This window comes from Nitratireductor pacificus pht-3B, from assembly GCF_000300335.1.
GTDB lineage: Bacteria > Pseudomonadota > Alphaproteobacteria > Rhizobiales > Rhizobiaceae > Nitratireductor > Nitratireductor pacificus.
This window is the reverse complement of record NZ_AMRM01000001.1, coordinates 80,874-107,200: the sequence shown is the minus strand read 5'-3', so window position 1 is coordinate 107,200 and position 26,327 is coordinate 80,874. Positions and strand designations below refer to the sequence as shown.

23 protein-coding genes and 1 other RNA gene are annotated in these 26,327 nt (G+C 65.9%); 1 reads left to right on the top strand and 23 read right to left on the bottom strand.

The features are described from left to right. Positions 1–5: 5 nt before the first annotated feature. The 18 genes from NA2_RS00500 to mraZ form a co-directional block, all read right to left on the bottom strand. Positions 6–848 (bottom strand): outer membrane protein assembly factor BamD, encoded by an 843-nt coding sequence (locus tag NA2_RS00500; RefSeq protein ID WP_086005943.1) that lies wholly within the window; start codon positions 846–848, stop codon positions 6–8. 225 nt (positions 849–1,073) lie between these two features. Beyond that, the gene (gene lpxC, locus NA2_RS00495) at positions 1,074–2,012 is read right to left on the bottom strand and encodes a UDP-3-O-acyl-N-acetylglucosamine deacetylase (protein ID WP_008592993.1); all 939 of its coding nucleotides are present in this window, start codon (positions 2,010–2,012) and stop codon (positions 1,074–1,076) included. A 288-nt stretch (positions 2,013–2,300) separates the two neighbouring features. Then, positions 2,301–3,953 (bottom strand): cell division protein FtsZ, encoded by a 1,653-nt coding sequence (gene ftsZ, locus NA2_RS00490; RefSeq protein WP_008592991.1) that lies wholly within the window; start codon positions 3,951–3,953, stop codon positions 2,301–2,303. A 65-nt stretch (positions 3,954–4,018) separates the two neighbouring features. Beyond that, complete coding sequence (ftsA, locus tag NA2_RS00485) at positions 4,019–5,335, bottom strand: cell division protein FtsA (protein WP_040676319.1); 1,317 nt, start codon at positions 5,333–5,335, stop codon at positions 4,019–4,021. Further along, a complete protein-coding gene (locus NA2_RS00480; protein WP_008592986.1) occupies positions 5,332–6,267 on the bottom strand; it encodes a cell division protein FtsQ/DivIB in 936 nt (311 codons plus the stop codon). The genes ftsA and NA2_RS00480 overlap by 4 nt, the downstream gene beginning before the upstream one ends. Continuing rightward, positions 6,255–7,181 carry a D-alanine--D-alanine ligase gene (locus tag NA2_RS00475; protein WP_008592984.1) on the bottom strand — a complete coding sequence of 309 codons (927 nt, stop codon included), beginning with the start codon at positions 7,179–7,181 and terminating at the stop codon, positions 6,255–6,257. The genes NA2_RS00480 and NA2_RS00475 overlap by 13 nt, the downstream gene beginning before the upstream one ends. Before the next feature lie 248 nt (positions 7,182–7,429). Further along, positions 7,430–8,392 (bottom strand): UDP-N-acetylmuramate dehydrogenase, encoded by a 963-nt coding sequence (gene murB, locus NA2_RS00470; RefSeq protein WP_008592982.1) that lies wholly within the window; start codon positions 8,390–8,392, stop codon positions 7,430–7,432. Beyond that, the gene (gene murC / locus NA2_RS00465; RefSeq protein ID WP_008592980.1) at positions 8,389–9,792 is read right to left on the bottom strand and encodes a UDP-N-acetylmuramate--L-alanine ligase; all 1,404 of its coding nucleotides are present in this window, start codon (positions 9,790–9,792) and stop codon (positions 8,389–8,391) included. Before murC ends, murB begins: the two co-directional genes overlap by 4 nt. Then, positions 9,789–10,913: an undecaprenyldiphospho-muramoylpentapeptide beta-N-acetylglucosaminyltransferase gene (gene murG, locus NA2_RS00460; RefSeq protein ID WP_008592977.1), complete on the bottom strand. Its 1,125-nt coding sequence runs from the start codon at positions 10,911–10,913 to the stop codon at positions 9,789–9,791. The genes murC and murG overlap by 4 nt, the downstream gene beginning before the upstream one ends. Position 10,914: 1 nt before the next feature. Next, on the bottom strand, positions 10,915–12,069 hold the full coding sequence (gene ftsW, locus NA2_RS00455) for a putative lipid II flippase FtsW (RefSeq protein WP_008592975.1): 1,155 nt from the start codon (positions 12,067–12,069) through the stop codon (positions 10,915–10,917). 1 nt (position 12,070) lies between these two features. Further along, positions 12,071–13,468 (bottom strand): UDP-N-acetylmuramoyl-L-alanine--D-glutamate ligase, encoded by a 1,398-nt coding sequence (murD, locus tag NA2_RS00450; protein WP_008592972.1) that lies wholly within the window; start codon positions 13,466–13,468, stop codon positions 12,071–12,073. Between the two features lie 193 nt (positions 13,469–13,661). Then, positions 13,662–14,744, bottom strand: coding sequence for a phospho-N-acetylmuramoyl-pentapeptide-transferase (mraY, locus tag NA2_RS00445; RefSeq protein WP_008592970.1), 1,083 nt, complete (start codon positions 14,742–14,744; stop codon positions 13,662–13,664). A 3-nt stretch (positions 14,745–14,747) separates the two neighbouring features. Further along, entirely contained in the window at positions 14,748–16,172 is a 1,425-nt protein-coding gene (locus tag NA2_RS00440) for a UDP-N-acetylmuramoylalanyl-D-glutamyl-2,6-diaminopimelate--D-alanyl-D-alanine ligase (RefSeq protein WP_008592968.1), read from the bottom strand. Then, positions 16,169–17,623, bottom strand: coding sequence for a UDP-N-acetylmuramoyl-L-alanyl-D-glutamate--2,6-diaminopimelate ligase (locus NA2_RS00435; RefSeq protein ID WP_008592966.1), 1,455 nt, complete (start codon positions 17,621–17,623; stop codon positions 16,169–16,171). Before NA2_RS00435 ends, NA2_RS00440 begins: the two co-directional genes overlap by 4 nt. 50 nt (positions 17,624–17,673) lie before the next feature. Next, on the bottom strand, positions 17,674–19,398 hold the full coding sequence (locus tag NA2_RS00430) for a peptidoglycan D,D-transpeptidase FtsI family protein (protein WP_008592964.1): 1,725 nt from the start codon (positions 19,396–19,398) through the stop codon (positions 17,674–17,676). After that, complete coding sequence (ftsL, locus tag NA2_RS00425; RefSeq protein ID WP_008592962.1) at positions 19,395–19,763, bottom strand: cell division protein FtsL; 369 nt, start codon at positions 19,761–19,763, stop codon at positions 19,395–19,397. The genes NA2_RS00430 and ftsL overlap by 4 nt, the downstream gene beginning before the upstream one ends. 8 nt (positions 19,764–19,771) lie before the next feature. After that, positions 19,772–20,791 (bottom strand): 16S rRNA (cytosine(1402)-N(4))-methyltransferase RsmH, encoded by a 1,020-nt coding sequence (gene rsmH, locus NA2_RS00420; protein WP_008592959.1) that lies wholly within the window; start codon positions 20,789–20,791, stop codon positions 19,772–19,774. Continuing rightward, positions 20,788–21,285: a division/cell wall cluster transcriptional repressor MraZ gene (gene mraZ, locus NA2_RS00415; protein WP_040676314.1), complete on the bottom strand. Its 498-nt coding sequence runs from the start codon at positions 21,283–21,285 to the stop codon at positions 20,788–20,790. The genes rsmH and mraZ overlap by 4 nt, the downstream gene beginning before the upstream one ends. 372 nt (positions 21,286–21,657) lie before the next feature. On the opposite strand from mraZ, the gene NA2_RS00410 reads away from it, so the two are divergent. Then, entirely contained in the window at positions 21,658–22,806 is a 1,149-nt protein-coding gene (locus tag NA2_RS00410; RefSeq protein ID WP_008592955.1) for a cystathionine gamma-lyase, read from the top strand. A gap of 41 nt (positions 22,807–22,847) precedes the next feature. On the opposite strand, the gene rnpB is transcribed toward NA2_RS00410, so the two are convergent. The 5 genes from rnpB to NA2_RS00390 all read right to left on the bottom strand — a co-directional run bounded on the left by rnpB (position 22,848) and on the right by NA2_RS00390 (position 26,212). Next, an RNA gene (gene rnpB, locus NA2_RS21220) (RNase P RNA component class A) lies at positions 22,848–23,310 on the bottom strand. A gap of 143 nt (positions 23,311–23,453) precedes the next feature. Further along, complete coding sequence (locus NA2_RS00405; RefSeq protein WP_008592953.1) at positions 23,454–24,167, bottom strand: lytic transglycosylase domain-containing protein; 714 nt, start codon at positions 24,165–24,167, stop codon at positions 23,454–23,456. A gap of 190 nt (positions 24,168–24,357) precedes the next feature. Continuing rightward, on the bottom strand, positions 24,358–25,158 hold the full coding sequence (locus tag NA2_RS00400; protein ID WP_008592950.1) for an N-acetylmuramoyl-L-alanine amidase: 801 nt from the start codon (positions 25,156–25,158) through the stop codon (positions 24,358–24,360). Next, a complete protein-coding gene (locus NA2_RS00395; RefSeq protein ID WP_008592949.1) occupies positions 25,155–25,865 on the bottom strand; it encodes a J domain-containing protein in 711 nt (236 codons plus the stop codon). Before NA2_RS00395 ends, NA2_RS00400 begins: the two co-directional genes overlap by 4 nt. A gap of 152 nt (positions 25,866–26,017) precedes the next feature. Further along, entirely contained in the window at positions 26,018–26,212 is a 195-nt protein-coding gene (locus tag NA2_RS00390; protein ID WP_008592947.1) for a hypothetical protein, read from the bottom strand. Positions 26,213–26,327 lie beyond the last annotated feature (115 nt).

Genomic DNA, 26,327 nt, shown 5'->3' with positions numbered 1-26,327 from the left:
TCGCGCTAACCGCCCAGGATCGCCGATCCAGCCTTGGAGATCCAGGAACCGACATTCTCACGCGGCTCCAGCCCGCCGGACTGCAGCAGGGCGTAGGAATCCTTGTACCACTTGCTGTCGGGGAAGTTGTGTCCAAGCACGGCGGCGGCCGTCTGCGCCTCCGAAACCAGCCCGAGCGCGAAATAGGCCTCGGTCAGGCGCGCCAGCGCTTCCTCGACATGCCGCGTATTCGGGTACTCTTCCACGACGCCACGGAAGCGGCGCACGGCGGCGATGTATTCGCGGCGCTCGAGATAGTAGCGGCCGATCTGCATTTCCTTGCCGGCGAGCTGGTCGCGGGCGAACCGGATCTTGGTCTTTGCGTCCTCGACATATTCCGATTCGGGCCAGCGCTGGACGACTTCCTCCATCGCTTCGGCCGTACGGCGCGCCTCGCGCTGGTCCTGCGTCACGTCGCGAATCTGGCGGAAATAGCTGAGGCCGACCAGATACTGGGCATAGGCCGCCTCTTCCGAGGTCGGATAGAGCGAAACATAGCGCTTGCCGCTGTTGATCGCCTCGTCGAACTTCGCCTGCCGGTAGCTCGCAAACGTGTTCATCACCATCGCCTTGCGGGCGAATTCCGAATAGGGATGCTGCCGGTCGATCGCCTCGAACTTGGCGCTGGCTTCCTTCAGGCGGCCGGAATTGAGATTGGCCAGACCCTGATTGTAGAGCACGTCTGCCGGATCGGTCCGCTCGACATAGGTGGACAGGTCCAGATCCTTCTCCGCGTTGCAGGCGGAAAGGACGAGGGAAGCGCCAAGCGCGCAAACCGCCGCCAAGGCGCGTCTGCCCGTCACAGCCATACCGGCCCTGGTCATACCGGCATCGTAAGTTGAACGCATTTCGCCTCTCGCATCATGGAACCCGATGGTGGACCGCAGTCATAAAGCATATGACCGGCACGCGGCAACGCTATTGCCGGGCATTGCCGCAATTTTATGGCACGAATGCGCTGGGCACCGGCCCGATCGGCAAAGACTACGGTAAAACGGGAACAGCGCTCTGCCGCGGAAACGACAAAAACCGGGTCAGATCATCCAGGGCGCGTAGACGGGCGCATTGACGGCGACCATCTCGGCGCGACGGCCCTGCTCGCGGCGCGTCGTTTCGACGATCTCGTAGGCCGACCGGTCCGTCAGCAGGTGGCGCAGGGCAGCTGCATTGAGCCGGTGACCGCCGCGATAGGAGCGGAAGCAGCCGATGAAGCGGGCGCCGGCAAGAGCGAGATCGCCGACGGCGTCGAGCATCTTGTGCCGCACGAACTCGTCGGGATAGCGCAGGCCTTCCATGTTGATGACCTTGTGATCCTCACCGATCACCACGGAGTTCTCGAGCGAGGATCCCAAAGCATAGCCGGCGGCCCACAGCCGCTCGACATCCTTGATGAAACCGAAGGTCCGGGCGCGGGCGATTTCGCTGCGGAAGGTTTCGGCGCTCAGATCGAGGGAAAGCGCCTGGCGGCCGATGGCCGGCGTGTCGAAATCGATCTCCACCTCGAAACGGGTGCCGTCATAGGGGCGGAACTCAGCCCAGGAGCTGCCATTGTCGATGCGTACCGGCTTGACGACGCGGATATAGCGGCGCTTGACCTCGAGCGTCGCGATGCCCACCTGCTCGAACGCTTCGACGAAGGCCGCCGCGCTGCCGTCGAGCACAGGCACTTCACTGCCGTCGATCTCGATGGCGACATTATCGATGCCGACAGCCAGAAGCGCGGCCATCAGATGCTCGACCGTAGCCACGTGTTCGCCGCGCACATCGCCCAGCGCCGTGCACAGATCCGTCTGCGCGACCTCGGAGGCGAGCGCGCGAATCACGCGGCCGGTCCCCGCATCGTCGATGCGCTGGAACACGACGCCAGTGTCGGCATCGGCCGGAGAGAAATGGATGGAAACCGGCTTGCCGCCGTGAACGCCGATACCCGAGAGGGAGCAGCGAGATTTCAGTGTCGTCTGGTACTCGAGCAAGATGGTCCCCGTCAGCTCGTCTCAATGCCCGTGGCGGAAGTCTTCCCGCGCACAAGCTTCCAAGGTTTTAGGACGACACCCCCAAAAATGCGTCCCACGCCCCGCCTTTATCCGTGACGGAAGATAATGTCGCGAGAACCAGACTCCAAATCACGCTTTCTTACCCCGTGTTACGCAAATCGGAATTTGTAATTATTATATAAACAATTGTTTTATTTACATTTTCTTAAGAAAGAAGGGGCGCTGCTCCGCCCCTCCTGAAACAAACCGTTAACATGCGTTACCAGGTCAGTTGGCCTGGCGCCGCAGAAACGCGGGAATCTCCAGGTGATCGTCGTCCTGGATGCTCCGCGGCTGCGTGGTGAGTCGGCCGTGCTCGTCGAGCTGCCCCTGGCGCGGCGCATAGAGCTGCCCCTCGCTTTCGGACGCCCGGCGCGGCTGCGGGCTGGCCTGGCGCAGCTTCGGCTCGCGCGGCTGCTCCGCATAATTGTGTTCGCCGTCACGCCGCGACAGGCCGTGCGTCAGGCGCTTGATCAGCCCCATCGGCCCGCGATCGTCCTGTTCCGGCTGCGGATGCGCGTTCGATTCGATCTCCGCCTTCACCACCGGCGGAAAGTCCTCCACGCGCGGCATGCGGGGGGCGGCGGCCTGCGGCTCCCTCACCGGGGCGGCGGGCGCCGCTTGAGCGGGCGCCGGCTGTGCCGGTCGCAGAACCTGGGCGACAGGCTGCGGCGCGGGAGCGGCGGCCGCCGGCGTCGGACGGAACAGCGTGCTCTGCGGCTGGAAGCTCTCTTCGGCTGCCGGACGCGGCGCCGGCATCTGCGGAACGGAGCGCTCGGCGTCGCGGATCGCCTCGGCCACCGGATCAACGGCCACCGGCTGCGGCCGCGCGGCGATTGCCGCCGGGCGCGGGGCTTCCACCGGACGCTGCGGCGCCGGACGCGCCGCGCTCGTGCTGCCGGCGATCTCGGCGGCGGCCTTGTCGATGCCGGTCGCAACCACCGACACCCGGATGACGCCTTCCAGCTCTTCGTCGAAGGTGGCGCCCAGGATGATGTTGGCGTCCGGATCGACTTCCTCGCGGATGCGGGTCGCCGCCTCGTCCACCTCGAACAGCGTCAGATCGCGTCCGCCCGTGATCGAGATCAGCAGGCCGCGCGCGCCCTTCATCGAGCTCTCGTCGAGCAGCGGATTGGCGATCGCCGCTTCGGCGGCAGCCATCGCGCGCCCCTCGCCGGAAGCCTCGCCCGTGCCCATCATGGCCTTGCCCATCTCACGCATCACCGAACGGACGTCGGCGAAGTCGAGGTTGATCAGGCCTTCCTTGACCATCAGGTCGGTGATGCAGGCGACGCCCGAATAGAGCACCTGGTCGGCCATCGCGAAGGCGTCGGCGAAGGTGGTCTTGTCGTTGGCGATGCGGAACAGGTTCTGGTTCGGAATGACGATCAGCGTATCGACGCAGCTCTGCAGTTCCTCGATGCCGGCGTCGGCGGTCTTCATGCGCCGCTGGCCCTCGAAATGGAACGGCTTGGTGACGACGCCGACGGTCAGGATGCCCTTCTCGCGTGCGGCGCGGGCAACGACGGGCGCAGCACCCGTGCCGGTGCCACCGCCCATGCCGGCGGTGACGAAGCACATATGGGTCGAGGTCAGGTGATCGACGATCTCGTCGATGCATTCCTCGGCGGCCGCGCGGCCGACCTCGGGCTGCGAACCGGCGCCGAGGCCCTCGGTCACCGCCGCGCCGAGCTGGATCAGCCGCTCCGCCTTCGACTGGGTCAGCGCCTGGGCGTCGGTGTTGGCCACCACGAACTCGACGCCGCGCAGACCGGCATTGATCATGTTGTTGACGGCGTTGCCGCCCCCGCCACCCACACCGAACACGGTGATCCTTGGCTTCAGCTCGGTGATATCCGGCTTCTGCAGATTAATCGTCATTGTCCTCGTCCTTTCCGCCTTCGCCGCCGCCTCGCCGCTGCGGTCATGATTGGGGCGCATCCCCGCTAGAAATTGTTTCTCAGCCAGTGGCCGACCCTTTGCAGCCGGCCGCCAGTGCCGGTTGCGCGATTGAAAATGCCGCTCTTACCGCTGCGGCCACGGTTCTCGAATTCCGCCACTTGCGGGTAAATCAGCAGACCGACGCTGGCCGCGAACGCGGCACCCTTGGCCGCTTCGGGAAGTCCCGCCACCCCGAGCGGACGCCCGAGCCGCACATTGCGGCCGAACAGCCGGCGCGCTGCCTCCGGCAGCCCCACCAGCTGGCTGGCGCCGCCCGTCAGAACCACGCGCCGCCCTACGAGGCCGCCATAGCCCGAGCGGTGAATCTTGTCCCGGGCGATCTCCAGCGTCTCCTCGATGCGCGCGCGGATGATCCTCGTCATCACGGCCCGCGGCACCTGGATCGGCTGCTCGCTCTGATCCGCGCCCATCGGGTGGATCGAAACGATGTCGCGGTCGTCGCTCGACGACAGCAGCGCTGATCCGTGCATCACCTTCAGCCGTTCGGCGTCCTCGACGCGCGCCGAAAGGCCCCGCACCAGATCCATCGTCACATGGCTACCGCCCACCGGCAGGGCGTCGGCGAAGACGAACTTGCCGTCGGCGAACACCGAAATCGTCGTCGTACCGCCGCCCATGTCGATGCAGGCGGCACCCATCTGTGCCTCGTCGTCGACCAGCGCGGACAGACCGCTCGCATAGGGCGTCGCCACCATCCGCTCGACCGAAAGGTGCGAACGGTTGATGCAAAGCTCCAGATTGCGCAGCGGCGCGGCATCCGCCGTCAGGATATGCATCGCCACGCTCAACTCGCTGCCGACCATGCCGCGCGGATCGCGAATGCCCCGTTCCGCATCGAGGCTGAAACCCGTCGCCAGCGAGTGCACCACCTCGCGCTCCGTATCGAGCCCCTGGCGGGCGCCCGCAGCGAGCACGCGATCGATGTCGGACCGGGCGACCTCATGACCGCCAAGATTGATCGAGGCGGAGATCGTCTCGCTCTTGAGACGTCCCGCCGAGACATTGACGAGAAGCGACTCCACCGTCAGACCGGCCATCCGCTCAGCGGCGTCCACCGCCAGCCGGATCGCCTCTTCGGCACGGTCGAGATCCACGATGACGCCGGACTTCACGCCCTGCGACTGCTGATGCCCGATACCGATCACCTTGACGCGGTGCGTGCGCTGGCGGAGCGCTCGCCCCTCCTCGCTCGGCATCAGCCTGGCGATAATGCAGCAGACCTTGCTGGAACCCACGTCAAGAACCGTAATGATACCCGAACGGCGCGCGGCACTGTCTTTCCTGTCTGCTAACCAGTTCATATCCGCGCCCCGGATTTACGCTTCAAACCAAGCCGTTCACGCATCGCCGCCTCATGCGCCTCCGCGGCATCCGTCGAAAGGCCGATGGCCAGACGGTCGGGCAGACGCATATCGACCGAGGTGATGTCGCGCGACAGAAGCCCGTCCTCGCGGTCGAGCTGGGCCAGCGTCGCCAGCGTCAGCGCCTCGTTGCGTTCCGGCAGCTTGATCGTCACGCCGTTCTTCAGGCGCATGTCCCAGCGTCGCTCGCCGACGCGGATATAGGCGCGCACCTGCCGGGCGATGTCCGGATGCCGCTCCACCATGGCGATGAAATCGGGGCCCGCCTCGCGCGCGCCCATGCCAATGACCATCGGCAGCGCCGCGTAGCGCCCGCCGGCGAACGGCGCGATGACGCTGCCGTCCTTCTCGATCAGGGAAAGCTGGTTGCCCTGCTGCCAGATGGCGAAGGGCGTCTTTTCGGTGATGACGACTTCAAGCGTGGCAGGATAGACCTTGCGCACCGCCGCGCTTTCGACCCAGGGAAGGCCCGCAATACGCCCGCGCGCATCCTCGGCATCGAACCCCATCAGCGCGGTCCACCCGTCGAGACCCACTTCCTGCAGGACGTCGATCTCCGAGGTTTCCCGATTGCCGCTCACATGCACCTGCGCGATGGCGAAGCCGGTCCGCGCCGTGACGTCCTGAACGACCTGCGGAAAATGGCCGCCGGCGATCGTTCCATAGGTCGCGGTCGCCGCAAACAGGAGCGCGGTCATCGCCGAGGCGGCGTAGCGCGGCGCTTCCACCTCGCCCGCATTCACGCGCTGCATGAAGCGCGCAGGCCGGCGCAGCCAGCGCGGCAGAACGATATCGCCGCCGGCCGAAGCACCAGCGCCGAAACGTTTACCGGCCGACCGGAAATCTCCCTGCCGTGACGTCAGCGAGAACACGAGGCGTCCTCCACCATCCAACTCAACAATTCACCAAAGCCATACCCCGCTTCAGCGGCGATCTCGGGCACGAGAGACGTCGGCGTCATGCCGGGCTGCGTGTTGACTTCCAACCAGACCAGCTCGCCATCCGGGGATTTGCGATCATCGAAACGAAAGTCGGACCGGGACACGCCCCGACAGCCGATCGCCCTGTGTGCCTTGAGCGCCAGTGTCTCTATTTTTTGGTAAATATTTGGTGAAACTTTTGCCGGGCATTCGTGTTTTGATCCCCCCGGAGCGTATTTTGAATCATAGTCGTAGAAGGCATGTCCGACCGGCAGGATCTCGGCGACGCCAAGCACCTTGTCGCCCATCACCGCGCAGGTGAACTCGCGCCCTGGAATATAGCGCTCGACCATCACCCGCTCGCCATAGTGCCATTCCGGCGAACTGACGACCTGCGGCGGATGCGACTGGTCGTCCTTGACGATGACGACGCCGAAGCTCGACCCCTCATTGACGGGCTTCACCACATAGGGAGGTTCCATTGGGTGCGTCTTGACGATATCGAAGCGACTCATCACGCGCGCCTCGGCGACCGGCAGGCCGGCGGCCTTGCCGACGACCTTGGCCAGCTCCTTGTCCATGGCCAGCGCCGAAGCCAGCACGCCCGAATGCGTATAGGGAATGGCCAGATATTCCAGGATGCCCTGGATCGTCCCGTCCTCGCCGAAGGGTCCGTGCAGGGCGTTGAAGGCCACGTCGGGATTGAGCTCGGCCAGAACGTGCGCCGCATCGCGCCCCACATCGACCCGCGTCACGGCATAGCCCTCGATCTCGAGAGCATCGGCGCAGGCCTTGCCGGAGGAAAGACTGACCGGCCGCTCGGAGGAAAAGCCTCCCATCAGAACGGCGACGTGCTTCCTCTTCATGATCCGGCTACCCCTTCTTCCGGCCGCCCTGAAATCAGGGCAATAGTCTGCATTGGCCGAGCAAGCCTCCTTGCATGGGAATGCCCCCGACCGGAACGCCGCGACTCAAATCAGTGATTACTTATGAAGCCAAAGAATCAGAGGTTTGATTCCGTGGCAAGGCCTTGAGATTCCGGAAGATTCAATTTTCGTCGATTTTTACGAATTGTGAAGGCGACAGGCCCTCGAAACGCCTTCGGCGACGAAGATCAGAGCATCTGGCCGAGAAACGCGTCGATCTCATGGCCCGCGCGAAACGTCCCGACGCGCTTGATCTCCCAGTCGAGCCTTATGCCCGAATGCTCCAGCACGCGCGCCCGCACCGCCTCGCCCAGGAACTCCAGGTCGTAGCCGGTGGCCGTTCCCGTGTTGATCATGAAGTTGCAGTGCATCGGCGACATCTGCGCGCCGCCGATCATCAGCCCGCGGCAGCCGGCCTTGTCGACTTCCTTCCAGGCCGAGGTGCCGGGCGGGTTCTTGAAGGTCGATCCACCGGTCTTCTCGCGGATCGGCTGGACCGTCTCGCGATGATGCTGGACGGCGTCCATCTCCGCCTGGATCGTCGCGCGATCCTCGGCGTAGCCCTCCATCACCGCCGAGGTGAAGATCAGGTCCTTCGGCGCGGCCGAATGCCGGTAGGCGTAGCCCATATCGGCATTCGACAGGACGTGCAGTTCTCCCTTGCGGTCGAGCGCCCGCACCTCGACCACGCGCTCGCGCGTCTCGACGCCGTTGGCCCCCGCATTCATGCGTAGCGCGCCGCCGAGACCGCCGGGAATGCCATGGTAGAAATGAAAGCCGCCGATGCCCGCCTCCAGCGCTACGGCTGCCAGGCGCTTGTCGGGGATGGAGGCGCCGGCACGGATCTGCGTCGGCGACACCGTCTCCGCCTGGCCGAACCCCTTTGCCGACAGGCGCACCACGAAGCCGCGAATGCCCCCTTCGCGGACAAGAAGGTTGGAGCCGATGCCGACCATCGAGACCGGGAATTCTTCCGGAACGGCCTTCAGAAAGGCGGCGAGATCCTCCTCGTCGGCCGGCTGGAACAGCACCTCCGCCGGGCCGCCGGCACGAAACCAGGTGACCTTGTCCATCCCGGCGTCCGGCGTCATCCGGCCGCGCAACCCGGCAAGCCGGTCGCCCAGGCGTTCGAGGAGAGCCGCGCCGTTCATCCACCGTTCTCCAGTTCGCCGGGCAGCGCATAGGCCCATTGCGTGATGTTGCCGGCGCCGAGGAAGACGACGAAATCGCCCTCGCCCGCCTGTTCGCGGACGATCGGCGCGACGGCCTGCGGACCATCGATGAAACGCACGTCGCGATGACCTGCGGCGCGGATGCGCGACACCAGGGTCTCGGACGAGATTCCCTCGATCGGATCCTCGCCGGCCGCATAGACCGGGGCCACCAGCACGGTGTCCGCATCGTTGAAGCAGGCGGCGAAATCGTCGAACAGGTCGCGCAGGCGCGTGTAGCGGTGCGGCTGGGCGATGGCGATGATGCGCCCCGCGCAGGCTTCGCGCGCCGCCCGCAGCACCGCCTTGATCTCGACCGGATGGTGTCCGTAATCGTCGAACACGCTGGCGCCGTTCCAGTTCCCCGTCAGGGTGAAGCGCCGCTTGACGCCGCCGAACCCGGCAAGGCCGGCGCGGATGGCTTCCGCGCCGATGCCCAGCTCGTGCGCCACGGTAATCGCCGCCGTGGCGTTCGAAACATTGTGCCGGCCAGGCATCGGCAGCCGCAATCCTTCGAGCATCTCCGTCGCGCCGCTCTTGCGGTCGCGGATGGAGACGTCGAAGACCGAAGCGGCGCCGTCCATGCGGTGGTTCATGAAGCGCACGTCAGCCTGCGGGTTCTCGCCATAGGTCACAACGCGGCGATCCTCGATGCGCCCGACCAGCGCCTGCACCTCCGCATGATCGATGCACATGGCGGCGAAACCGTAGAACGGCACGTTCTCGACGAACTGGCGAAACGCCTCGCGCAGCCTGTCGAAATCGCCATAGTGGTCGAGATGCTCGGGATCGATGTTGGTGATGACCGCGATGTCGGCCGGCAGCTTCAGGAAGGTGCCGTCGCTCTCGTCGGCCTCGACCACCATCCAGTCGCCCTCGCCCATGCGCGCATTCGTGCCATAGGCGTTGATGATGCCGCCATTGATCACGGTCGGGTCGAAGCCGCCCGCATCGAACAGTGCCGCCACCATCGACGTGGTGGTGGTCTTGCCGTGCGTTCCGCCGATGGCGACCGCCTGGCGGAACCGCATCAGCTCCGCCAGCATCTCGGCGCGCCGCACGATCGGCAGGTGCCGTTCGCGCGCGGCGACGAGCTCGGGATTGTTCTTCCTGATCGCCGTCGAGACGACGATGACTTCCGCTTCGCCGAGATTGTCCGCCGCATGGCCGACGAAGACCGAGATGCCCTTCTCGCGCAGACGGGTGACGTTGGCGTTCTCCGCCTGGTCGGAACCCTGCACCTGATAGCCGAGCGTGTGCAGCGCTTCCGCGATGCCGCTCATGCCGATGCCGCCGATGCCAACGAAGTGCACTGTACCGATCGTCTCCGGCATCTTCATGCGCGGTTTCCTTCCATGAAAATTGCGATGGGCGTGCCGGACGCAATAGCCTCAGCGAGGTCGGCAAGCAACCGCGTCGCATCCGTTCGCCCGACGCTTTTCGCGCCGGCCGCCATCGCGGCAAGCCGTGCCCCGTCGCCCAGCAGCGCCGTCAGCTCGGCGGCAAACGCCGCGACGTCGATCTCCGCCTGCCGGCGGAGCAACGCCCCTCCGGCATCCACCAGAATGCCGGCATTGTGCCCCTGGTCGTCATCGAGCGCATGCGGCAGCGGCACCAGGACCGAGGGCCGGCCGATCACCGAAAGCTCCAGGACGGTCGAGGCGCCGGCACGGCTGACCACGAGATGCGCACCGGCCATGCGCGCCGGCAGGTCGCCGAAGAAGGGCGCCACCTCGGCCTTCACGCCGATTTCCCGGTAGCGCGCGCGCACCCGTTCCTCGTCCTCGGGACGCGCCTGATGCGTCACCGTCAACCGCGCCCGCAGCAGTTCAGGCATCAGCGCCATCACCTCAGGCATCGTATCGGAGAAGAAGCGCGCGCCCTGGCTGCCGCCGAAAACAAGAAGCCGGAACGGCCCGCCTTCCGCCGGCGCGTCATAAGGCGCATCGGCCACGTCGAGCACCGCCTGGCGGACCGGATTGCCGACCGGAACGATCTTGCCCGCATGGAGGCCGGCCGGTTTCAGGAAACCGCCGGCGATCGCCTGCACGCGGCCGGCCAGCGCCTTGTTGGCCCTGCCCATCACCGCGTTCTGCTCGTGCACCAGCGACGGCACGCCGCGCCGCGTCGCCGCGAACAGCGGCGGCAGTGTCGGGTATCCGCCAAAGCCGACCACCGCAGCCGGCTTGAGCTTCTGCAGCACTTTGGAAGCCTGCTTCACCCCGCGCCAGATTGTCCAACCGCTCTTCAGGAGCGCCAGCGGGTTCTTCGAGCCGAAGGTCGCCGCTTCCACCACATGGATGTCCTCGGCGGGAAAATTCTGCGCGAAGCGGGCGGCGCGCGCATCCGTCACCAGATGAACCGACCAGCCGCGCCCGCGCAGCTCATGCGCCAGCGCCTCGGCCGGAAACAGGTGGCCGCCGGTGCCGCCGGCGGCAAGAAGCATCGTCCCCTTGGCCATCTTACCTGGCGACGGCTTCATGGGCGGAAGGGGGCGCATAGGCGACGGGCCGCCGCTTCTCGGGCTTGCGCCGCGTCAGCGCCAGCACGAACCCCATCGAGATCGCCATGGCGAACAGCGAGGTCCCGCCATAGGAAACGAATGGCAGCGTCATGCCCTTGGCCGGGAGCAGGCGGACATTCACGCCCATGTTGATGATCGACTGGAAGCCGAACAGGATCACGAGACCGCTGACCGCATAGCGCGTGAAATCGTCGTCCTCGCGCCGCGCCTTCATCAGGCCGCGCAGGACCACGAAGGCGAACAGGGCGAGCAGGATGAGGCAGAGGACGATGCCGAATTCCTCCCCGGCCACCGCGAAGACGAAGTCCGAATGGCTGTCGGGAAGGATGCGCTTCACCGTGCCCTCGCCCGGTCCCCGTCCGAACCAGCCGCCGCGGATGAGCGCCTCGATGCTCATGTCCACCTGATAGGTGTCGCCCTCGCCGGTCAGGAAGCGGTCGATGCGGGAGGCCACGTGGGGGAAGGCCGTGTAGGCGAGGAACGCGCCGCCCGCACCCAGCGTCCCGAGCACGGCGATCCACAGCCATGGCATGCCGGCGATGAAGAACATCGCGCCCCACGTGCCGAGCACCAGCATGGTCTGGCCGAGATCGGGCTGCGCCACCAGAAGCGCGATGATGAGGCCGAGAAGCAGCATCGCGAAGAGATTGCCGGGGATTTCCGGCTGCCGTGCATGCTCGTGGAACAACCAGGCGCAGATCACCACGAAGGCGGGTTTCAGATATTCCGAGGGCTGCACGGAAACGCCGAAGATGTGCAGCCAGCGCCGCGAACCCTTCACCTCCATGCCGGCAAAGAGGGTCAGGACCATGAGCACCAGCGCCCCGGCGAGCATCAGCAGCGCCAGCCGCCGCACCTGACGCGCGTTGAGGAACGACACCCCGATCATGATCGCCACTGCCGGCAGCATGAAGATGATCTGCCGGGTCACGAAATGGAAACTCGGCAGGCCGATGCGCTCGGCGACGGCCGGGCTTGCGGCGAACGACAGCACGACGCCGAGCCCCATCAGCATCAGGAACGCTGCCAGGAACCAGCGGTCGATGGTCCACCACCAGTTGGCGACAGGGCTTCGGTCGGTCCGGCTCACCATGTCACTTGCTCCCCATCATCTGCGTGCCGGCGAGCGAACGCACCGCTTCGCGGAAGGCATCGCCACGCACTTCGAAATTTCTGAACTGATCGAAACTCGCACAGGCCGGCGACAACAGGACCACGGCCTCCGGCGCGGGATCGCCCGCCGCATCACGCGCCGCATGGTCAACGGCTGCGGCGATGGTACCCGAAATTTCGAAGGGCGTCGCCTCCCCGATGGTCGCAGCGAAAGCAGGCGCCGCCTCGCCGACGAGATAGGCCTTGGCGATGCGCGGGAAAAACGGTTTCAGCGCTTCGATGCCGCCATCCTTCGGCAGCCCGCCGGCGATCCAGTAGATGCGCTCGAAGCTCGACAGGGCGCGCTCGGCGGCGTCCGCATTGGTCGCCTTGGAATCGTTGACGAACAGCACGCGCCCCTTGCGCGCCACCTGCTCCATGCGGTGCGCGAGGCCTGGAAAGCTCCCGAGTCCGGCCTGGACCTCGTCCGGCGACAGCCCGCAGGCCAGACAGGCGGCGAGCGCGGCCAGCGCGTTCTGGGCATTGTGCGCGCCGCGCAGGGAGCCGACGCCCTCGAGCGAGGCCAGCGCCCTAGCCTTGCCGGCCTGCGCCCGCATCAGCGTCGTGCCGTCGGCGAAGAACCCGTCATCGAGTGGTCCCTGAACCGAGATGCGTTGCACGTCGCGCCCCGCCGTCTCCAGCTCATCGGCGATGCGCCGGCAATCCGCGTCGTCGACGCCGACGATCGCCAACCCGCTTTGCGCGACCAGCCGCTCCTTGATATCGGCGTAGTGCCGCATCGTGCCGTGCCGGTCGAGGTGATCGGGCGACAGGTTGAGCAGCAGCCCGACGCTCGGATCGAGCGTCGGCGCGAGATCGATCTGGTAGGAGGAGCACTCGACCACATAGTGCCGATCGGATCTGGGCGGATCGAGGGTCATCACGGCCCGGCCGATATTGCCGCCCATCTGCGTGTCGCGTCCGGCGGAGGCCAGGATATGCGCGATCAGCGCCGTCGTCGTCGACTTGCCGTTGGTGCCCGTGACGGCAATGAGCGGCGCTTCAGGCGCATGGGCGCGCCGTTCGCGGGCGAACAGCTCGATGTCGCCGATGATCTCGACGCCGGCCGCCTGCGCAAGCTCGGCGCTCCAGTGCGGGCGCGGATGGGTCAGCGGCACGCCCGGCGACAGCACGAACCCGGCGAGCTTCGACCAGTCCAGCATCCGCAGATCGCCGGTGGCGATCCCTTCCGCTCCGGCGCGCGCCACGCTCTGCGGGTTGTCGTCGAAAGCCGTCACCGCCGCACCGCCCTCCACGAGCGCGCGCGCCGTCGCGACGCCGGAACCGCCCAGGCCGAACAGGGCGACCTCTTTATTGTTGAAGGTGGTCGCCGGGATCATCGCAAATGCCCCGCCAGGATACCCCCCTCTGGCCTGCCGGCCATCTCCCCCTCACGGGGGGAGATGATCACGTCATGCACGAAGCGCGCGTTCAATTGACTGGCGAAACCAATGCAACCGCCCGATCTCCCCCCTTGAGGGGGAGATGGCCGGCAGGCCAGAGGGGGGTGTGACGTGCTCGGCATCAGGTATTCTACCGCAGCTTCAGCGTCGAAAGCCCGATCAGGGCGAGCAGCACGGCGATGATCCAGAAGCGGATCACCACCTGGCTTTCCGTCCAGCCGAGTTTTTCGAAATGATGGTGGATCGGGGCCATCAGGAACACCCGCTTGCCGGTCATCTTGAAGACCGCCACCTGGATAATCACCGACAGGATCTCGACGACGAACAGGCCGCCGATGATGGCCAGCACGATCTCATGCTTGGTGGCGACCGCGATGGAACCGATCAGGCCGCCGAGCGCCAGCGAACCGGTATCGCCCATGAAGATGGCGGCGGGCGGCGCATTGAACCAGAGGAAGCCAAGCCCCGCGCCGATGACGGCGCCGAGGATCACGGCCAGCTCGCCCGTGCCCGGCACGAAATGGATCTGCAGATAGTTGGCGAAGATGGCGTTGCCCGAAAGATAGGCGATGACGCCGAAGGACGCCGCCACCACCATGACCGGCACCGTCGCCAGCCCGTCCAGCCCGTCCGTCAGATTGACCGCATTGCCAGCCCCGACGATGACGAAGGCGGCGAACGGAATGAAGAAGATGCCGAGATTGATCAGGAAGTCCTTGAAGAAGGGGAATGTCAGCGACGAGGAGAACGGCGCCTGTCCCGCCCGCATGATGAACCATGCGGCGATCCCGGCGATCAGGAACTCCGCCAGCAGCCTGAGCTTGCCCGAGAACCCCAGATGCGACTGCTTGGTGACCTTCAGATAGTCGTCGTAGAAGCCGATCGCGCCGAAGCCGATCGTCACCATCAGCACGACCCAGACATAGACGCTGGAGAGATTGGCCCAAAGCGCGCAGGAACCGAGGATGCCCGACAGGATCATCAGCCCGCCCATGGTCGGCGTGCCGGCCTTCTTGAAATGGGTCTGCGGCCCGTCGGCCCGGATCGGCTGCCCCTTGCCCTGGCGCACCCGAAGCGAGTTGATGATCATCGGCCCGAACAGGAACACGATCAGCGCCGAGGTGATCAGCGCCGCTCCGGTCCGAAAGGTGATGTAGCGGAACACATTGAACACCGACACTTCATCGGCAAGTTCGGCAAGCATCATCAGCATGGTTCAGTCCCCCGTCGCCGCGCCCGGATAGGTGTTGAGAAAGGCATCGACGAGCCGGTTGAACCCCGTGCTTTTCGACGATTTGACCATCACCGCGTCACCCGGCCGGACCGCACCGACCACCAGGTCGCGCAAATCATCCGTCCGCTCGCGATACTCGACCGGCAGTTCCTTCGGCAGCGCGTCGGCGAGCGCCTTCATCTCGCGGCCCGCCAGGAACACCAGATCGGTGCCCGCTTCCGCCACGAGGCCGGCAATGTCCGCGTGTAGCTTCTGCGAATGGGCGCCGAGCTCGGCCATGTCGCCCAGGACGGCGATGCGTCGCCCGCCGGCCGGCACGTCCGCCTTGCCGAGCAGGTCGAAGGCCGCCGCCATCGATGCCGGATTGGCGTTATAGCTTTCGTCGATCAGCGTGAACGCGCCGTCCTTCAGCCGCAGGCGGTGCCGCTGGCCGCGACCGGCCTCGGCGCGGAACGATCCCAGCGCCAGCGCCACCTTGCCCAGATCAGCGCCGGCGAGCTTCGCCGCACCCAGCACGGCCAGCGCGTTCTGCACCATGTGTCTTCCGGGGGCGCCGAGCCGCGCCTCGATTTCCTCACTGGCGATCCTGACCGTCATGGTCGACGACACCGGCCCGAGTTCGGCATGCATAAGCCGCACCTCGGCCCGCGCATTCTCGCCAAAACCCCAGACATGCTTCACGCCGGCATCCTCGGCGAGCTTAACCAGCGTTTTCCAGCGCTTGTCGTCGCGGTTGATCAGCGCGTGCCCGCCCTTGACGACGCCCTCGAAAATCTCGCCCTTGGCCCGTGCGATCTCCTCGATGGTCTTGAAGAAACCCAGATGCGCCGCCGCCACCAGCGTGACGATGGCGACATGCGGGCGCGTCATCTTGACCAGGGGGCGAATCTCGTCGGGATGGTTCATGCCGATCTCGATCACCGCATAGTCGCAATCGGCCGGCATGCGCGCCAGGGTGAGCGGCACGCCCCAGTGATTGTTGAACGAGCGGTCCGCCGCATGCACCGCTCCGACGGATGAGAGCGCCTGGCGCATCATCTCCTTGGTCGAGGTCTTGCCGACCGAACCGGTCACCGCGATGACCTTCGCCTTGGTGCGCGCCCTGGCCGCCCGGCCGAGATCCTCCAGCGCCTTCAGCACATCCGGCACGACCAGCTTGGCCACCGCCAGCCGCCCGAGCGCCGGCAGCTTGCCTTCCGAGACGACGAGGACGGAAGCGCCCGCCGCCATGGCCGCCGTCGCGAAATCATGTCCGTCGAACTGCTCGCCCTGGATGGCGAAGAAGGCGTCGCCCGCCTCAAGCGTGCGCGTGTCGATCGAGATGCCGGAAATGCCATTCGGCGCCTGCCCGAGCGGACGCCCGCCGGTCGCCTGCACCAGCTCCTCGAAAGACCAGAGCGCGCTCATGGGCGCCGCTCCGCGAGCGCCGCGCGCACTTCCTCATGGTCGGAGAAATGATGCTTGGTCCCGGCGATTTCCTGGCCGGTCTCATGCCCCTTGCCGGCGACGATCAGCGTGTCGCCCTCGGCGAGCATCGCGACGGCGGAGCGGATCGCCTCGTGCCGGTCGCCGATCTCGACGGCGCCGGGCGCCGCCTCCATGATCGCGGCGCGGATCGAGGCCGGCTCCTCGGAGCGCGGGTTGTCGTCGGTGACGATCGCCACGTCGGCAAGCCGCGTGGCGATCTCGCCCATGATCGGCCGCTTGCCGCGGTCGCGGTCGCCGCCGCAGCCGAACACGACGATGACGCGCCCCGTGGTGAACGGCCGCACCGACAGGAGCACGTTCTCCAGCCCGTCCGGCTTGTGCGCGTAATCGACGTAGACCTGCGCGCCGTTCTCCGCCGAGCCGACCAACTCGAGCCGTCCGGACGCACCCTTCAGATGTTCGAGCGCCTTGAAAACGGTCTCAGCCGGGGTTCCCGTGCCGATGGCCAGTCCGGCCGCCACCAGTGCGTTGGCGACCTGGAAATCGCCGGCAAGCGGCAGGTCGACCTCGAAGATCGTCCCGGCATGCTCGATCTCGGCGCGCTGGCGATGCCGCTCGTGCTCGACCCGCTTCAGGGAGAGGAACGTACCGTGCCGCCCGACCGTCCTGACATCCAGCCCGGCCGCGCGCGCCGCCGCCTCGGTCGGCTGCGACCATGGGTCGTCGGCGAAGATCACCGCCGGCGCGCCTTTCGGCATCAGCGTGTCGAACAGGCGCAGCTTGGCCCGGTGATAATCCTCGACCGTCGGGTGGTAGTCCATGTGGTCGCGGCCGAGATTGGTGAAGCCGCCGGCGGCAAGGCGCACACCGTCGAGGCGGCGCTGGTCGAGCCCGTGGCTCGAGGCCTCCATCGACGCATGGGTGACCCCGTCGCCCGCCAGTTCATCGAGCAGCCGGTGCAGCGCGATCGGATCGGGCGTAGTCAGTTCGCCATACTCGTCGCGGCCGGGTGCCACGACACCGGTCGTGCCGATGCTCGCCGCGGCCAGACCCGCATGCTCCCAGATCTGGCGCGTGAAGGAAGCGACCGAGGTCTTGCCGCTGGTTCCGGTGACGGCGACCATGGTTGCGGGCTGGCGTGGAAACAGGCGGGCGGCGCTGAAGGCAAGGGCCCGCCTTGCGTCTTCGACCTCGAGAACCGGCGCGCCGGGATCGTCCTTCAATGCCCCCTTCGGCGCCACGACGGCAACGGCGCCGCGGCTGACCGCATCGCTGGCGAACGCCGCACCATCGGCGCGCGTGCCGGCCAGTGCAAAGAAAAGATGTCCCCGTTCGACACGCCGCGAATCCGACGAAATTCCGGATATCTCCACCCCCGCGGGCACCGGTCCCGCTTGCGGCAGAATGTCTGCAAATTCACTGAACTTCATCGCGATCCGGTTTCTTCAATAACGTTCGCTCCACGGTGCACCGTGCCGACTCACTGCTGGGAGACCAGCAAAGCATCACTTTCATGACGGAATTTCGGCTTCACGCCAAGCAGCGGCGCGGAGCGGCGGATGATGTTGCTCACCATCGGCGCCGCGTTCAGGCCCGAAGTGGCGCCGATCCCCTCCCGTTCCGGCTTCGGCTCGTCGATGAAGACGAGCACCACATATTCGGGATCGTCGGCCGGAAAGGCGCCGATGAAAGCGTTGAAGCGCGTGTCGTTGGAGTAGCGGCCGTTGACGACCTTTTCGGCCGTTCCGGTCTTGCCGCCGACGAAATAGCCATCCACGTCCGAGCGACGGCCAGATCCCTTCTCGACATTGTAGCGGAACAGATAGCGCACCTCCGCGCTGGTCTTCGGCGAGATCACCTGCTCGGCGAGCGTGGCAGCCTCCGCCTCGCTGCGCGGCAGGAATGTCGGCGGGATCAGCTTGCCGCCATTGACCATCGCCACCGCCGCCATGGCGGTCTGCAGCGGCGTGGTTGCCATGCCGTGACCGTAGGAGATCGTGACGGAATTGATCTTCTTCCATTCCTTCGGCTCGGTCGGCAGCGCGACCTCGGGCAGTTCGGTGGGCGTGCGGTCGAGCAGGCCGACCTTCTTGATGAAAGCGCGATGCCCCTCTATGCCCACCACATCGGCCATCTTGGCCGTGCCGATGTTCGAGGAATAGATGAAGATCTCGGGCACCGTCAGCACGCGGCGCTTGCCATGGAAGTCGTTGATTGTGAAGCCGCCGATGCGCAGCGGCCGCGTCGCGTCGAACTTGTCCGTGATGCTGACCAGACCCGAGTCGAGCGCCATCGCCGTGGTGAACAGCTTGAAGGTGGACCCCATCTCGAACACGCCGGCCGAGACGCGGTTCAGCCGATCCTTGTCGAGCGCATTGACGGGATTGTTCGGGTCGTAGTCGGGCACGGAGGCCATGCCAAGAACCTCGCCGGTGCGGGCGTTCATCATCACCGCGCCGGCCGCGATCGCCTTGTAGCGCTCGAGGGCGCTGATCATCTCGTCGCGAATGATGTGCTGCACACGCAGGTCGATCGACAGTCGGACGGGTTCCAGATGGCCGGCCACCGCCAGCCCGGTCGCCTGGAGATCGGCAAGCCCCTGATCGTCGACGAATTTCTCGATGCCGGCGATGCCCTTGTTGTCGATATTGACCAGGCCGAGGATATGCGAAGCAGTCGGGCCGCCGGGATAGAAGCGCCGCTTCTCGGTCCGGAAACCGAGGCCAGGAATCCCGAGCCCCAGGATGTCGGCCTGCTGGCGCGGCGAAAGCTGGCGCCTGAGCCAGACGAAGCCCGCATCGCTGTCCAGCCGGCGATAGGCCTGCTGGTAGTCGAGATCGGGCAGAACGGTGGAGAGCTTCTCGATGGCTTCGTCGATGTCGACGATGCGCCGCGGCTCGGCAAAGAGCGAGGCGGTCTTGATGTCGGTCGCCAGCACCTCGCCGTTGCGGTCCACGAGGTCCGGCCGCGAGGCCGTCACGCGCGCCGCCGGCAGGCTCGCCTCGGGTTCGTCCTGCAGCGCCAGCATGACCAGCCGCCCGCCGATGGCGGCATAGATGCCGAACAGGACCGCCATGGCCATGACGACGCGGTTCTGCGCCCGCCCGCCGCGCGCCTTGCGCGCCCCGTCCATGACGATCGTCGCCGCTCCCGCCCGCACGGCGGCATCATCGAGACCGTCCACGTAACCGCCCGCCTCGCTCATGGCTGCACCGCCCCCGTAACGGTCTGGTCGTGCGCATCGCCGGCCGCGGCCATGTCCGTCATCAATCCCTCGATCGTCAGCGGCGCCTGCGGCAGGTCGCGGAACTCCGCCAGTCGCGGCGCCTCCACCGGTTCAAGCCCCAGTTCGTCCTGATAGGTCTCGGCCAGCCGCTGAAGACGGGCCGGCTGCGTCAGGAGGCTCCAGTCGGCGCGCAGGATGTCGATCGTGTCTTCCTCGAGCTGGGCCTGCGTCTCGATCTTGCGCAATTGCGTGTATTTCGCCTCGGCGTCGTGCTTGGTCTTGTAGGTGAAGGTCGCCGCCGCCAGCATCACGGTGATCAGGACTACATCGCTGGTTCGAAACATCGGATCGTCTACCTTTCACCAACAGCTTGCGGGCGCGGATACCGCGACAGGCCGACAAGCGCGAAATCCGGCTCCCCGGCCGGTGTGCCTGTCCGCACGGCCAGACGCAGCCTTGCCGAGCGCGCGCGCGGATTGCGCGCCGCCTCGTCCTTGCCCGCGATGACCGATTTGGCCGGCTTCTCGAAGATCGCCGCGGCGGCTTCGACCTCCGGGAGATGGCGCGACCCGCCCTGCCCGCCGGCCCGTTCGCTCATGAAGCGCTTGACGATGCGATCCTCGAGCGAATGGAACGTCACCACCACGAGGCGTCCGCCGGGCTTCAGTATCCGCTCGGCAGCGAACAGCGCCCGCGCCAGTTCGCCCAGTTCGTCGTTCACGAAGATGCGCAAGCCCTGGAAGACGCGCGTCGCCGGATGGATCTTCTCCTGGGGGCGGCGTCCGACGATCTTCTCGACGGCATTGGCGAGATCGAGCGTCGTCTCGAACGGTTTCTCGGCGCGCATCCTTTCCAGCGCGCGGGCGATGCGTCCGGCCTGCCGCTCCTCGCCCAGAATGCCGAAGATGCGCGCGAGATCGCCCGCCTTCATCGTGTTGACCACGTCGGCCGCGCTCAGCCCCCTGCCTTCCATGCGCATGTCCAGCGGCCCGTCCTTCTGGAAGGAGAAGCCGCGCACCGCCTGGTCGATCTGCATGGAGGAGACGCCGATATCGAGAACGACGCCATCCACCGGATCGCCCGCCACCGCGTCGAGATTGGAGAACCGGTCCTCCACCAGGCGCAGTTGCCCGCCCCAGCGGGCGACGAGCGGCTGGCCCGTCGCGATCGCCGTCGGATCGCGGTCGATGGCGATGACGGATGCACCAGCCTCGAGCAGCGCTGTCGTATAGCCGCCCGCGCCAAAGGTGCCATCTATGAAAACCGCTCCCTGATGTGGCGAAAGCGCATCGAGGACGGCGTCGAGAAGAACCGGAATGTGGCGGGCCGGTCCGCCACCGGCCTGGCTTTCGCCGCCGGGGCCCGCCATCATTCCGGCTGTCCGGCGGTAACGCCGGCATTCGTCGCTTGTCCAGCGGCTCGGGCCGAACTGGCCGCCTGCCGAAGCTTCAGCAGCCGCTCGCGCACCTGCTGCCCGTGCGTCTTCAAACGTTCCGGCTCCCAGATCTGGAAGAAGAGGCCGCGTCCGACAAAGGCCACGTCCGTCGTGATGCCCGTGTGCTCGCGCAGAAAGTCCGTCACCGTGATGCGCCCGTCCTGGTCGAGCTTCAGGAACGCCCCGTCGCCGTGAATGAAGAAGGACATGTCGTCCGCCGTCTGCAGGAACGGATCCTCCTGCGCGATCCGCTCCTCGTAGCGGTCGAGCAGGTCGAGCCCGCCCACATCCATTGCCGGAATATCCAGTGCCCGCAGGGCATAGAGCTCGGTGAAGCCGCGCTTCTGCACGACAGCCCGAAAATGCGCCGGAACGGAGACCCGTCCCTTCGAATCGATCCTGTTGATTGCACTCGACAGAAACCGGTCCATGACGCGTTGCGGCCATCCGGCCGACACCCCTTTGCATCTTTTCAATCGCCGCCGAACACGGCTCCTCGAACACCTGCCCGCTCCCCTGCAAGGGTAAGTTCCGACTGCCGTGCCGACCCCGAACCGGGAGAGACACGGACAGACCCCATACGCCGACCGCAACGAAACGCTGATTTGCTCTATGGGGTATCATGGGGCAATATGGGCGTCAACGGGATTAAACCTCACAAACCGCTGCATTCGAGGCATTTCCGGCAAGAGCCGGGGAACCGTATTTATCGTGCATTAAGGCTAACGAAGCGTTAGGAAGGCCGTCAGGCAGTCTGGATCGACCGCCGCCCCGCCACCGACGCCGCCCCTGCCGAGGAACCGATGCCCGACCGCCCCGACCGAATGCCCTCCCGCGCCGCAGAGCTTGCACATCTTCACGCATCCGGCCGCGCCAAAGGCGATCCGCTCGCCGCGCCGCTCGTGCTGAGTTCCGTTTTCCATCTGCCCGGCGATCCGGCGGGCGCACGGCAGTACGGGCGCTACGACAATCCGACATGGGAGGTCCTGGAAACGGCGCTCGCCCATCTGGAAGACGCCGAAAGCGTGATCTTTCCGTCCGGGATGGCGGCGATCTCGGCGGTCTTCTTCTCCCTGCTGAAGACCGGAGATCGCATCCTTTTGCCGGAGGACGGCTACTACACGCCGCGCGTCCTGGCGGAGCGGTTCCTGTCGCGGCTGGGTATCGATTGGGACACGCGACCCACAGCGGGTTATCTGGACGGCGGTTTCGAAGGATACCGGCTGGTCCTCGTCGAGACGCCGTCGAACCCAGGCCTCGATGTCTGCGACATCCGCGCGGTCGCCGATGCCGTTCATGCGGCAGGTGGCCTCGTCGTCGCCGACAACACGACGATGACCCCTTTCGGCCAGCGCCCGCTCGATCTCGGCGCGGACATCGTCCTCGCCGCCGACACCAAGGCGCCGAACGGGCACTCGGACGTGCTGTTCGGCCACGTCGCCAGCAGGAATGCGCGGGTGGTCGCCACCCTACGCGAATGGCGAAAACTGTCAGGCGCCATTCCCGGCCCCTTCGAGACCTGGCTGATGCATCGCGGGCTGGAGACGCTCGAGCTGCGCTTCGACCGGATGTGCAGTTCGGCCGAGACGATCGCCGCCCGGCTCGCCGGCCACCCGGCCGTGCGCCGGCTGCGCTATCCCGGTCTGCCCTCCGATCCATCCCACGCGCTGGCGAGCGGGCAGATGCTGCGCTTCGGGTCGCTGATCGGCCTCACGCTGGGCTCCGCCCTGGAGGCCGATGCCTTCATCGACGCCTGCCCGCTGATCGAGGCCGCCACGTCCTTCGGCGGCGTGCATACCTCCGCGGAACGGCGGGCGCGATGGGGCGATGCGGTGGAACCGGGCTTCGTGCGCCTTTCGGTCGGCTGCGAGCCGGTGGAGGAATTGTGGCGGGCCATCGAGGCCGCGCTCGGCGGGATCCGCCCAGGCGGTTCGACCCGTATGGGAACCTGAATCATTTTCGGCGGAACACGCCGCAAGACATTGAAAGATAAAGCGCCAGCCGGTCTGTAAGCCGGGTTCTGTATGGCCACGCCGCCCGAAAGCGGCGCAACGTGACGACCATTCCTCTGGGGCCGGTGTTACCATCGGCCTCAAGCAACCTACCCGGACGGTCGGGCCGGAAAAAGCCCTGAGAGTTTCCCCTCGCGCCGTCCCTATTCGGTCTTGCTCCCGGTGGGGTTTACCATGCCGCCGCCGTTACCGGAGACGCGGTGGGCTCTTACCCCACCCTTTCACCCTTGCCCCGCCAGCATTTCGGTTCCCGACATCGCTCCCCGGCGCAGAGCGCTTCAGGGGCGAACGAACCGAAAAACAGGCGGGGCGGTCTGCTTTCTGTGGCACTTTCCCTGGGGTTTCCCCCGCCGGACGTTATCCGGCACCGTCTTTCCGTGGAGCCCGGACTTTCCTCGCGAACAACCTTTCGGCGTCTGTCCACGCGGCCGTCCGACCGGCTGGTAAGGCGTATAAAGGGTTTCGCGCGACAAAACGCAACTCAAAACGCATGCGCCGCGCGCAAAACCCTCGCATCCCGGACACAGAGCATCGGAACAGCCAAAAAACCGGATTCCGGTTTTCGGTCCGATGCTCCGACGAAAAGTCTAGTGTCCGAGAATCCGCTTCACCTTCGCGCAGTAGCGCGAGGAGATCGGGTTCATGCGCTTGGCGCCATGGCCCGCATTGTACTTCAGGATCGTGCCGCAGGTGCTGCCGCCGCCCAGCTTGTGCGCCTGGGCGAGATACTTCATGCCGTACTTGATGTTGGTGTCGGGATGATAGAGCCCCTTGGCGGAGCCGCGATACCCCATCATGCGCGCCGTCGCGGGCTTGATCTGCATCAGCCCGATCTCGCCGGCCGCGCCCCGCGCATTGGCGCGATAGTTGCTCTCGATGCGCACCACGGCGTTGGCCAGCGAGGTGGGAACGCCATAGGCCGAGGCATAGCGCGCGATGATCGTCTGGTAGGAGCCGCCCTTGGCGCTCTTGGTGCTCTTCACGGTCTTGCCGCCCTTTGCGGTCTTGCCCTTCGCAGCCTTGCCCTTGCCGGACTTGGCAGTACCGGTCTCGACCGTCTTGCGCGTGGTGATCGACGATGTCGTGGTCCGGTCCACGCCGGCCGACTTTGCGGTCTGGCCGCCGCGAATGAAATCGCGGAGAGGGTTTGCCGCCTCTTCGCCGTCGGCGGTTTTCACGGCCGCCTTCTTGGCGGAGAAAGTCGCGATGGTCTGCGAGTAGTTGAACTTGTCCTCGGCATGAGACACAGAGGCAGTGGCGCCGGCAACGAGCGCTGCCGCGAGTAGGATTTTGATTTTCATTTCGACCCGTAAATCTGTAGCCGCGGCACCGTCGCCGGGCAGTTGTTTGGCATTAGCGAAGCCCGGAGCGACACCCCTCAGCCTCAACGCGGCTTGGTCTTTCGCAGGCGAAGGCGAGACAAAAATGGCGCATCAATTCAATTATTATGAATCTTCGTAATACTGTTCCGGAACAGTGCAGAGCAGCGGGTCAGGTCGCCCGGTCAAAGCTCCCGAGAGTGTCGAGTAATCTGCGCAATGTTTCGCAGCTCGACAGATCTGCAAGCCCATCCACACGGGCGCGCCGAAAATGTCTCTGAAATTCTTGCACGACGATCCGAGTCGCCTCGTCGTAGAGGCCCGTTTCCTCGACCCCGTAGCCATAGAGCGCCAGCATCCTTTGCAGGGCGGCAACAGCCGGCCCGCCGTCACCGGGGCCAAGTATCCGTCCGGGCGTGATCGGCGCCGGCGCGACCAGATGGCCGAGCCCCGCCGCCGCCAGCGCTTCCCACGGGAACTTCTCGCCCGGATCGATCTTGCGCCCCGGAGTGATGTCCGAATGCGCCAGCACCCGCTCCGGAGGGATGGCGTGCCGGCGGCAGATATCGTTCCCGAGCGCGATGACGGCCGCGATCTGCGGCTTCGGGAACTCCGTAAAGCCCAGGAAATGTCCCGGATTGACGATTTCGATGCCGATGGAGAAGGAATTGACGTCGTCGACGCCCCGCCAGGATCCACGGCCGGCGTGCCAGGCGCGATCGGCCTCGCGCACCATCTGCACCACCCTTCCGTCCTCATGCACGAGATAGTGGCTCGATACCTCGCTGCGCGGGTCGCATAGCCACGCCTGCGCGCCATCGCCGGTTTCCATGCCGGTATAATGAAGGATCAACGCATCGGGCCGCCCGCCGCCGCGCCGTTCCCCGAAATTGGGAGAGGGGCAGACATCTGCTCCGGCGAAATCGGGTGTGAAGCTGGCGGCGAAAGGAGCCTCGACGCCCGGATCGGTCACGCCCGCACCCTCGCCCTCTCGATGCTTTCGAATGCTCCGTTGATCGCCGCCAGCCGCGTGTTGGCAATCGCGAGGAACTCTTCCGGCACGCCCCGGGCGATCAGCCGGTCGGGATGATTCTCCGAAACCAGCCGGCGATAGCGCTTCTTGATCTCGTCGAACGGCGCGCCCCGCGCCACGCCGAGCACCAGATAGGGATCGCCCTCGCCGAGAATCGCGTGCCGCGACATCAGTTGCTCGAAGTGATCCTCGCCGATGCGGAAGATCTCCGCCACGCGCCGAAGGAAGGCCGTCTCTTTCTCGTGGATCACGCCGTCGGCCTTGGCGATATGGAACAGCGCGTCGAGGATGTCTTCCAGGACAAGGCAGTTCGGGCCTCCCGACCCGCACAGCCCGGCCATTTGGGATGCATAGGCCTCGAACCCAGCCACGTCCTGCTGCGCCAGCCGGTACAGCCTTGAAACATTGGCGCGTTCGTCGTTCGGCACCGAGAAGATCTCGTGAAAGGCCTGGATCTCGTCCGGCGTCACGACGCCGTCGGCCTTCGCCATCTTGGCCGACAGCGCGATGATGGCGATCGAGAACGCCACGCGCCGGCGCAGTTGCGGATCCCCCTCGAACACCGTTCTGAGGGCTTCTACGATGGCTGAAAGCGCGCCGCCGGGCGCACGGGTGATGAGATCTGCTAAGCGGGCCCAGAAAGTCATGCCGCTTTCTAACGGCAAATACCGGCAATTTCGAGCCGGCAGTTTCAGGAAAAAGACCCGACATGCCGGAACGCCGGGCGGGAACGCGTTCCCACCCGGCAGGTTCTGTCCGAATGTGCCCGCCAGAGGCGGGTTACAGACGCCTCGCGGCGCTACTGACTCGTGGTTCCGTCCTGGTTCTGCGGCATGGTGTCCTGCGTCTCAGGCGCGGCCGAAGGCGATTCCAGCGGAGCCGTGTCCTGCTGCGTGGGTTCGACGCTCTGCGTTGTCGTGTTGTCGCCTTCGCTGCAGGCAGCGAGACCAAGCAGCGCGAGACCCGAAACGGCAGCTGTCAAAAACGTCTTCATTTCCACTCTCCTTGCAAATTCGCATCTTACGAGGTCGGCATATCGCGCCTCGCCGTCAACAATGCGTCGGAGAAGATCAGGTTGCGTCACGATGAGTGACCATGCGTAACAATGC

What these genes read in the sequence shown, in the direction of transcription:
- ftsL (WP_008592962.1), bottom strand. Translation starts at nt 19,763, where the DNA reads ATGTTTCGAACCAGCGATGTAGTCCTGATCACCGTGATGCTGGCGGCG.
- ftsA (WP_040676319.1), bottom strand. Translation starts at nt 5,335, where the DNA reads ATGAACTGGTTAGCAGACAGGAAAGACAGTGCCGCGCGCCGTTCGGGT.
- ftsZ (WP_008592991.1), bottom strand. Translation starts at nt 3,953, where the DNA reads ATGACGATTAATCTGCAGAAGCCGGATATCACCGAGCTGAAGCCAAGG.
- NA2_RS00390 (WP_008592947.1), bottom strand. Translation starts at nt 26,212, where the DNA reads ATGAAGACGTTTTTGACAGCTGCCGTTTCGGGTCTCGCGCTGCTTGGT.
- murG (WP_008592977.1), bottom strand. Translation starts at nt 10,913, where the DNA reads ATGGCCAAGGGGACGATGCTTCTTGCCGCCGGCGGCACCGGCGGCCAC.
- NA2_RS00395 (WP_008592949.1), bottom strand. Translation starts at nt 25,865, where the DNA reads ATGACTTTCTGGGCCCGCTTAGCAGATCTCATCACCCGTGCGCCCGGC.
- NA2_RS00430 (WP_008592964.1), bottom strand. Translation starts at nt 19,398, where the DNA reads ATGAGCGAGGCGGGCGGTTACGTGGACGGTCTCGATGATGCCGCCGTG.
- ftsW (WP_008592975.1), bottom strand. Translation starts at nt 12,069, where the DNA reads ATGGTGAGCCGGACCGACCGAAGCCCTGTCGCCAACTGGTGGTGGACC.
- NA2_RS00475 (WP_008592984.1), bottom strand. Translation starts at nt 7,181, where the DNA reads ATGAAGAGGAAGCACGTCGCCGTTCTGATGGGAGGCTTTTCCTCCGAG.
- murD (WP_008592972.1), bottom strand. Translation starts at nt 13,468, where the DNA reads ATGATCCCGGCGACCACCTTCAACAATAAAGAGGTCGCCCTGTTCGGC.
- NA2_RS00410 (WP_008592955.1), top strand. Translation starts at nt 21,658, where the DNA reads ATGCCCGACCGCCCCGACCGAATGCCCTCCCGCGCCGCAGAGCTTGCA.
- murB (WP_008592982.1), bottom strand. Translation starts at nt 8,392, where the DNA reads ATGAACGGCGCGGCTCTCCTCGAACGCCTGGGCGACCGGCTTGCCGGG.
- rsmH (WP_008592959.1), bottom strand. Translation starts at nt 20,791, where the DNA reads ATGATGGCGGGCCCCGGCGGCGAAAGCCAGGCCGGTGGCGGACCGGCC.
- NA2_RS00500 (WP_086005943.1), bottom strand. Translation starts at nt 848, where the DNA reads ATGGCTGTGACGGGCAGACGCGCCTTGGCGGCGGTTTGCGCGCTTGGC.
- murC (WP_008592980.1), bottom strand. Translation starts at nt 9,792, where the DNA reads ATGAAGATGCCGGAGACGATCGGTACAGTGCACTTCGTTGGCATCGGC.
- mraY (WP_008592970.1), bottom strand. Translation starts at nt 14,744, where the DNA reads ATGCTGATGATGCTTGCCGAACTTGCCGATGAAGTGTCGGTGTTCAAT.
- NA2_RS00435 (WP_008592966.1), bottom strand. Translation starts at nt 17,623, where the DNA reads ATGAAGTTCAGTGAATTTGCAGACATTCTGCCGCAAGCGGGACCGGTG.
- NA2_RS00440 (WP_008592968.1), bottom strand. Translation starts at nt 16,172, where the DNA reads ATGAGCGCGCTCTGGTCTTTCGAGGAGCTGGTGCAGGCGACCGGCGGG.
- mraZ (WP_040676314.1), bottom strand. Translation starts at nt 21,285, where the DNA reads ATGGACCGGTTTCTGTCGAGTGCAATCAACAGGATCGATTCGAAGGGA.
- NA2_RS00405 (WP_008592953.1), bottom strand. Translation starts at nt 24,167, where the DNA reads ATGAAAATCAAAATCCTACTCGCGGCAGCGCTCGTTGCCGGCGCCACT.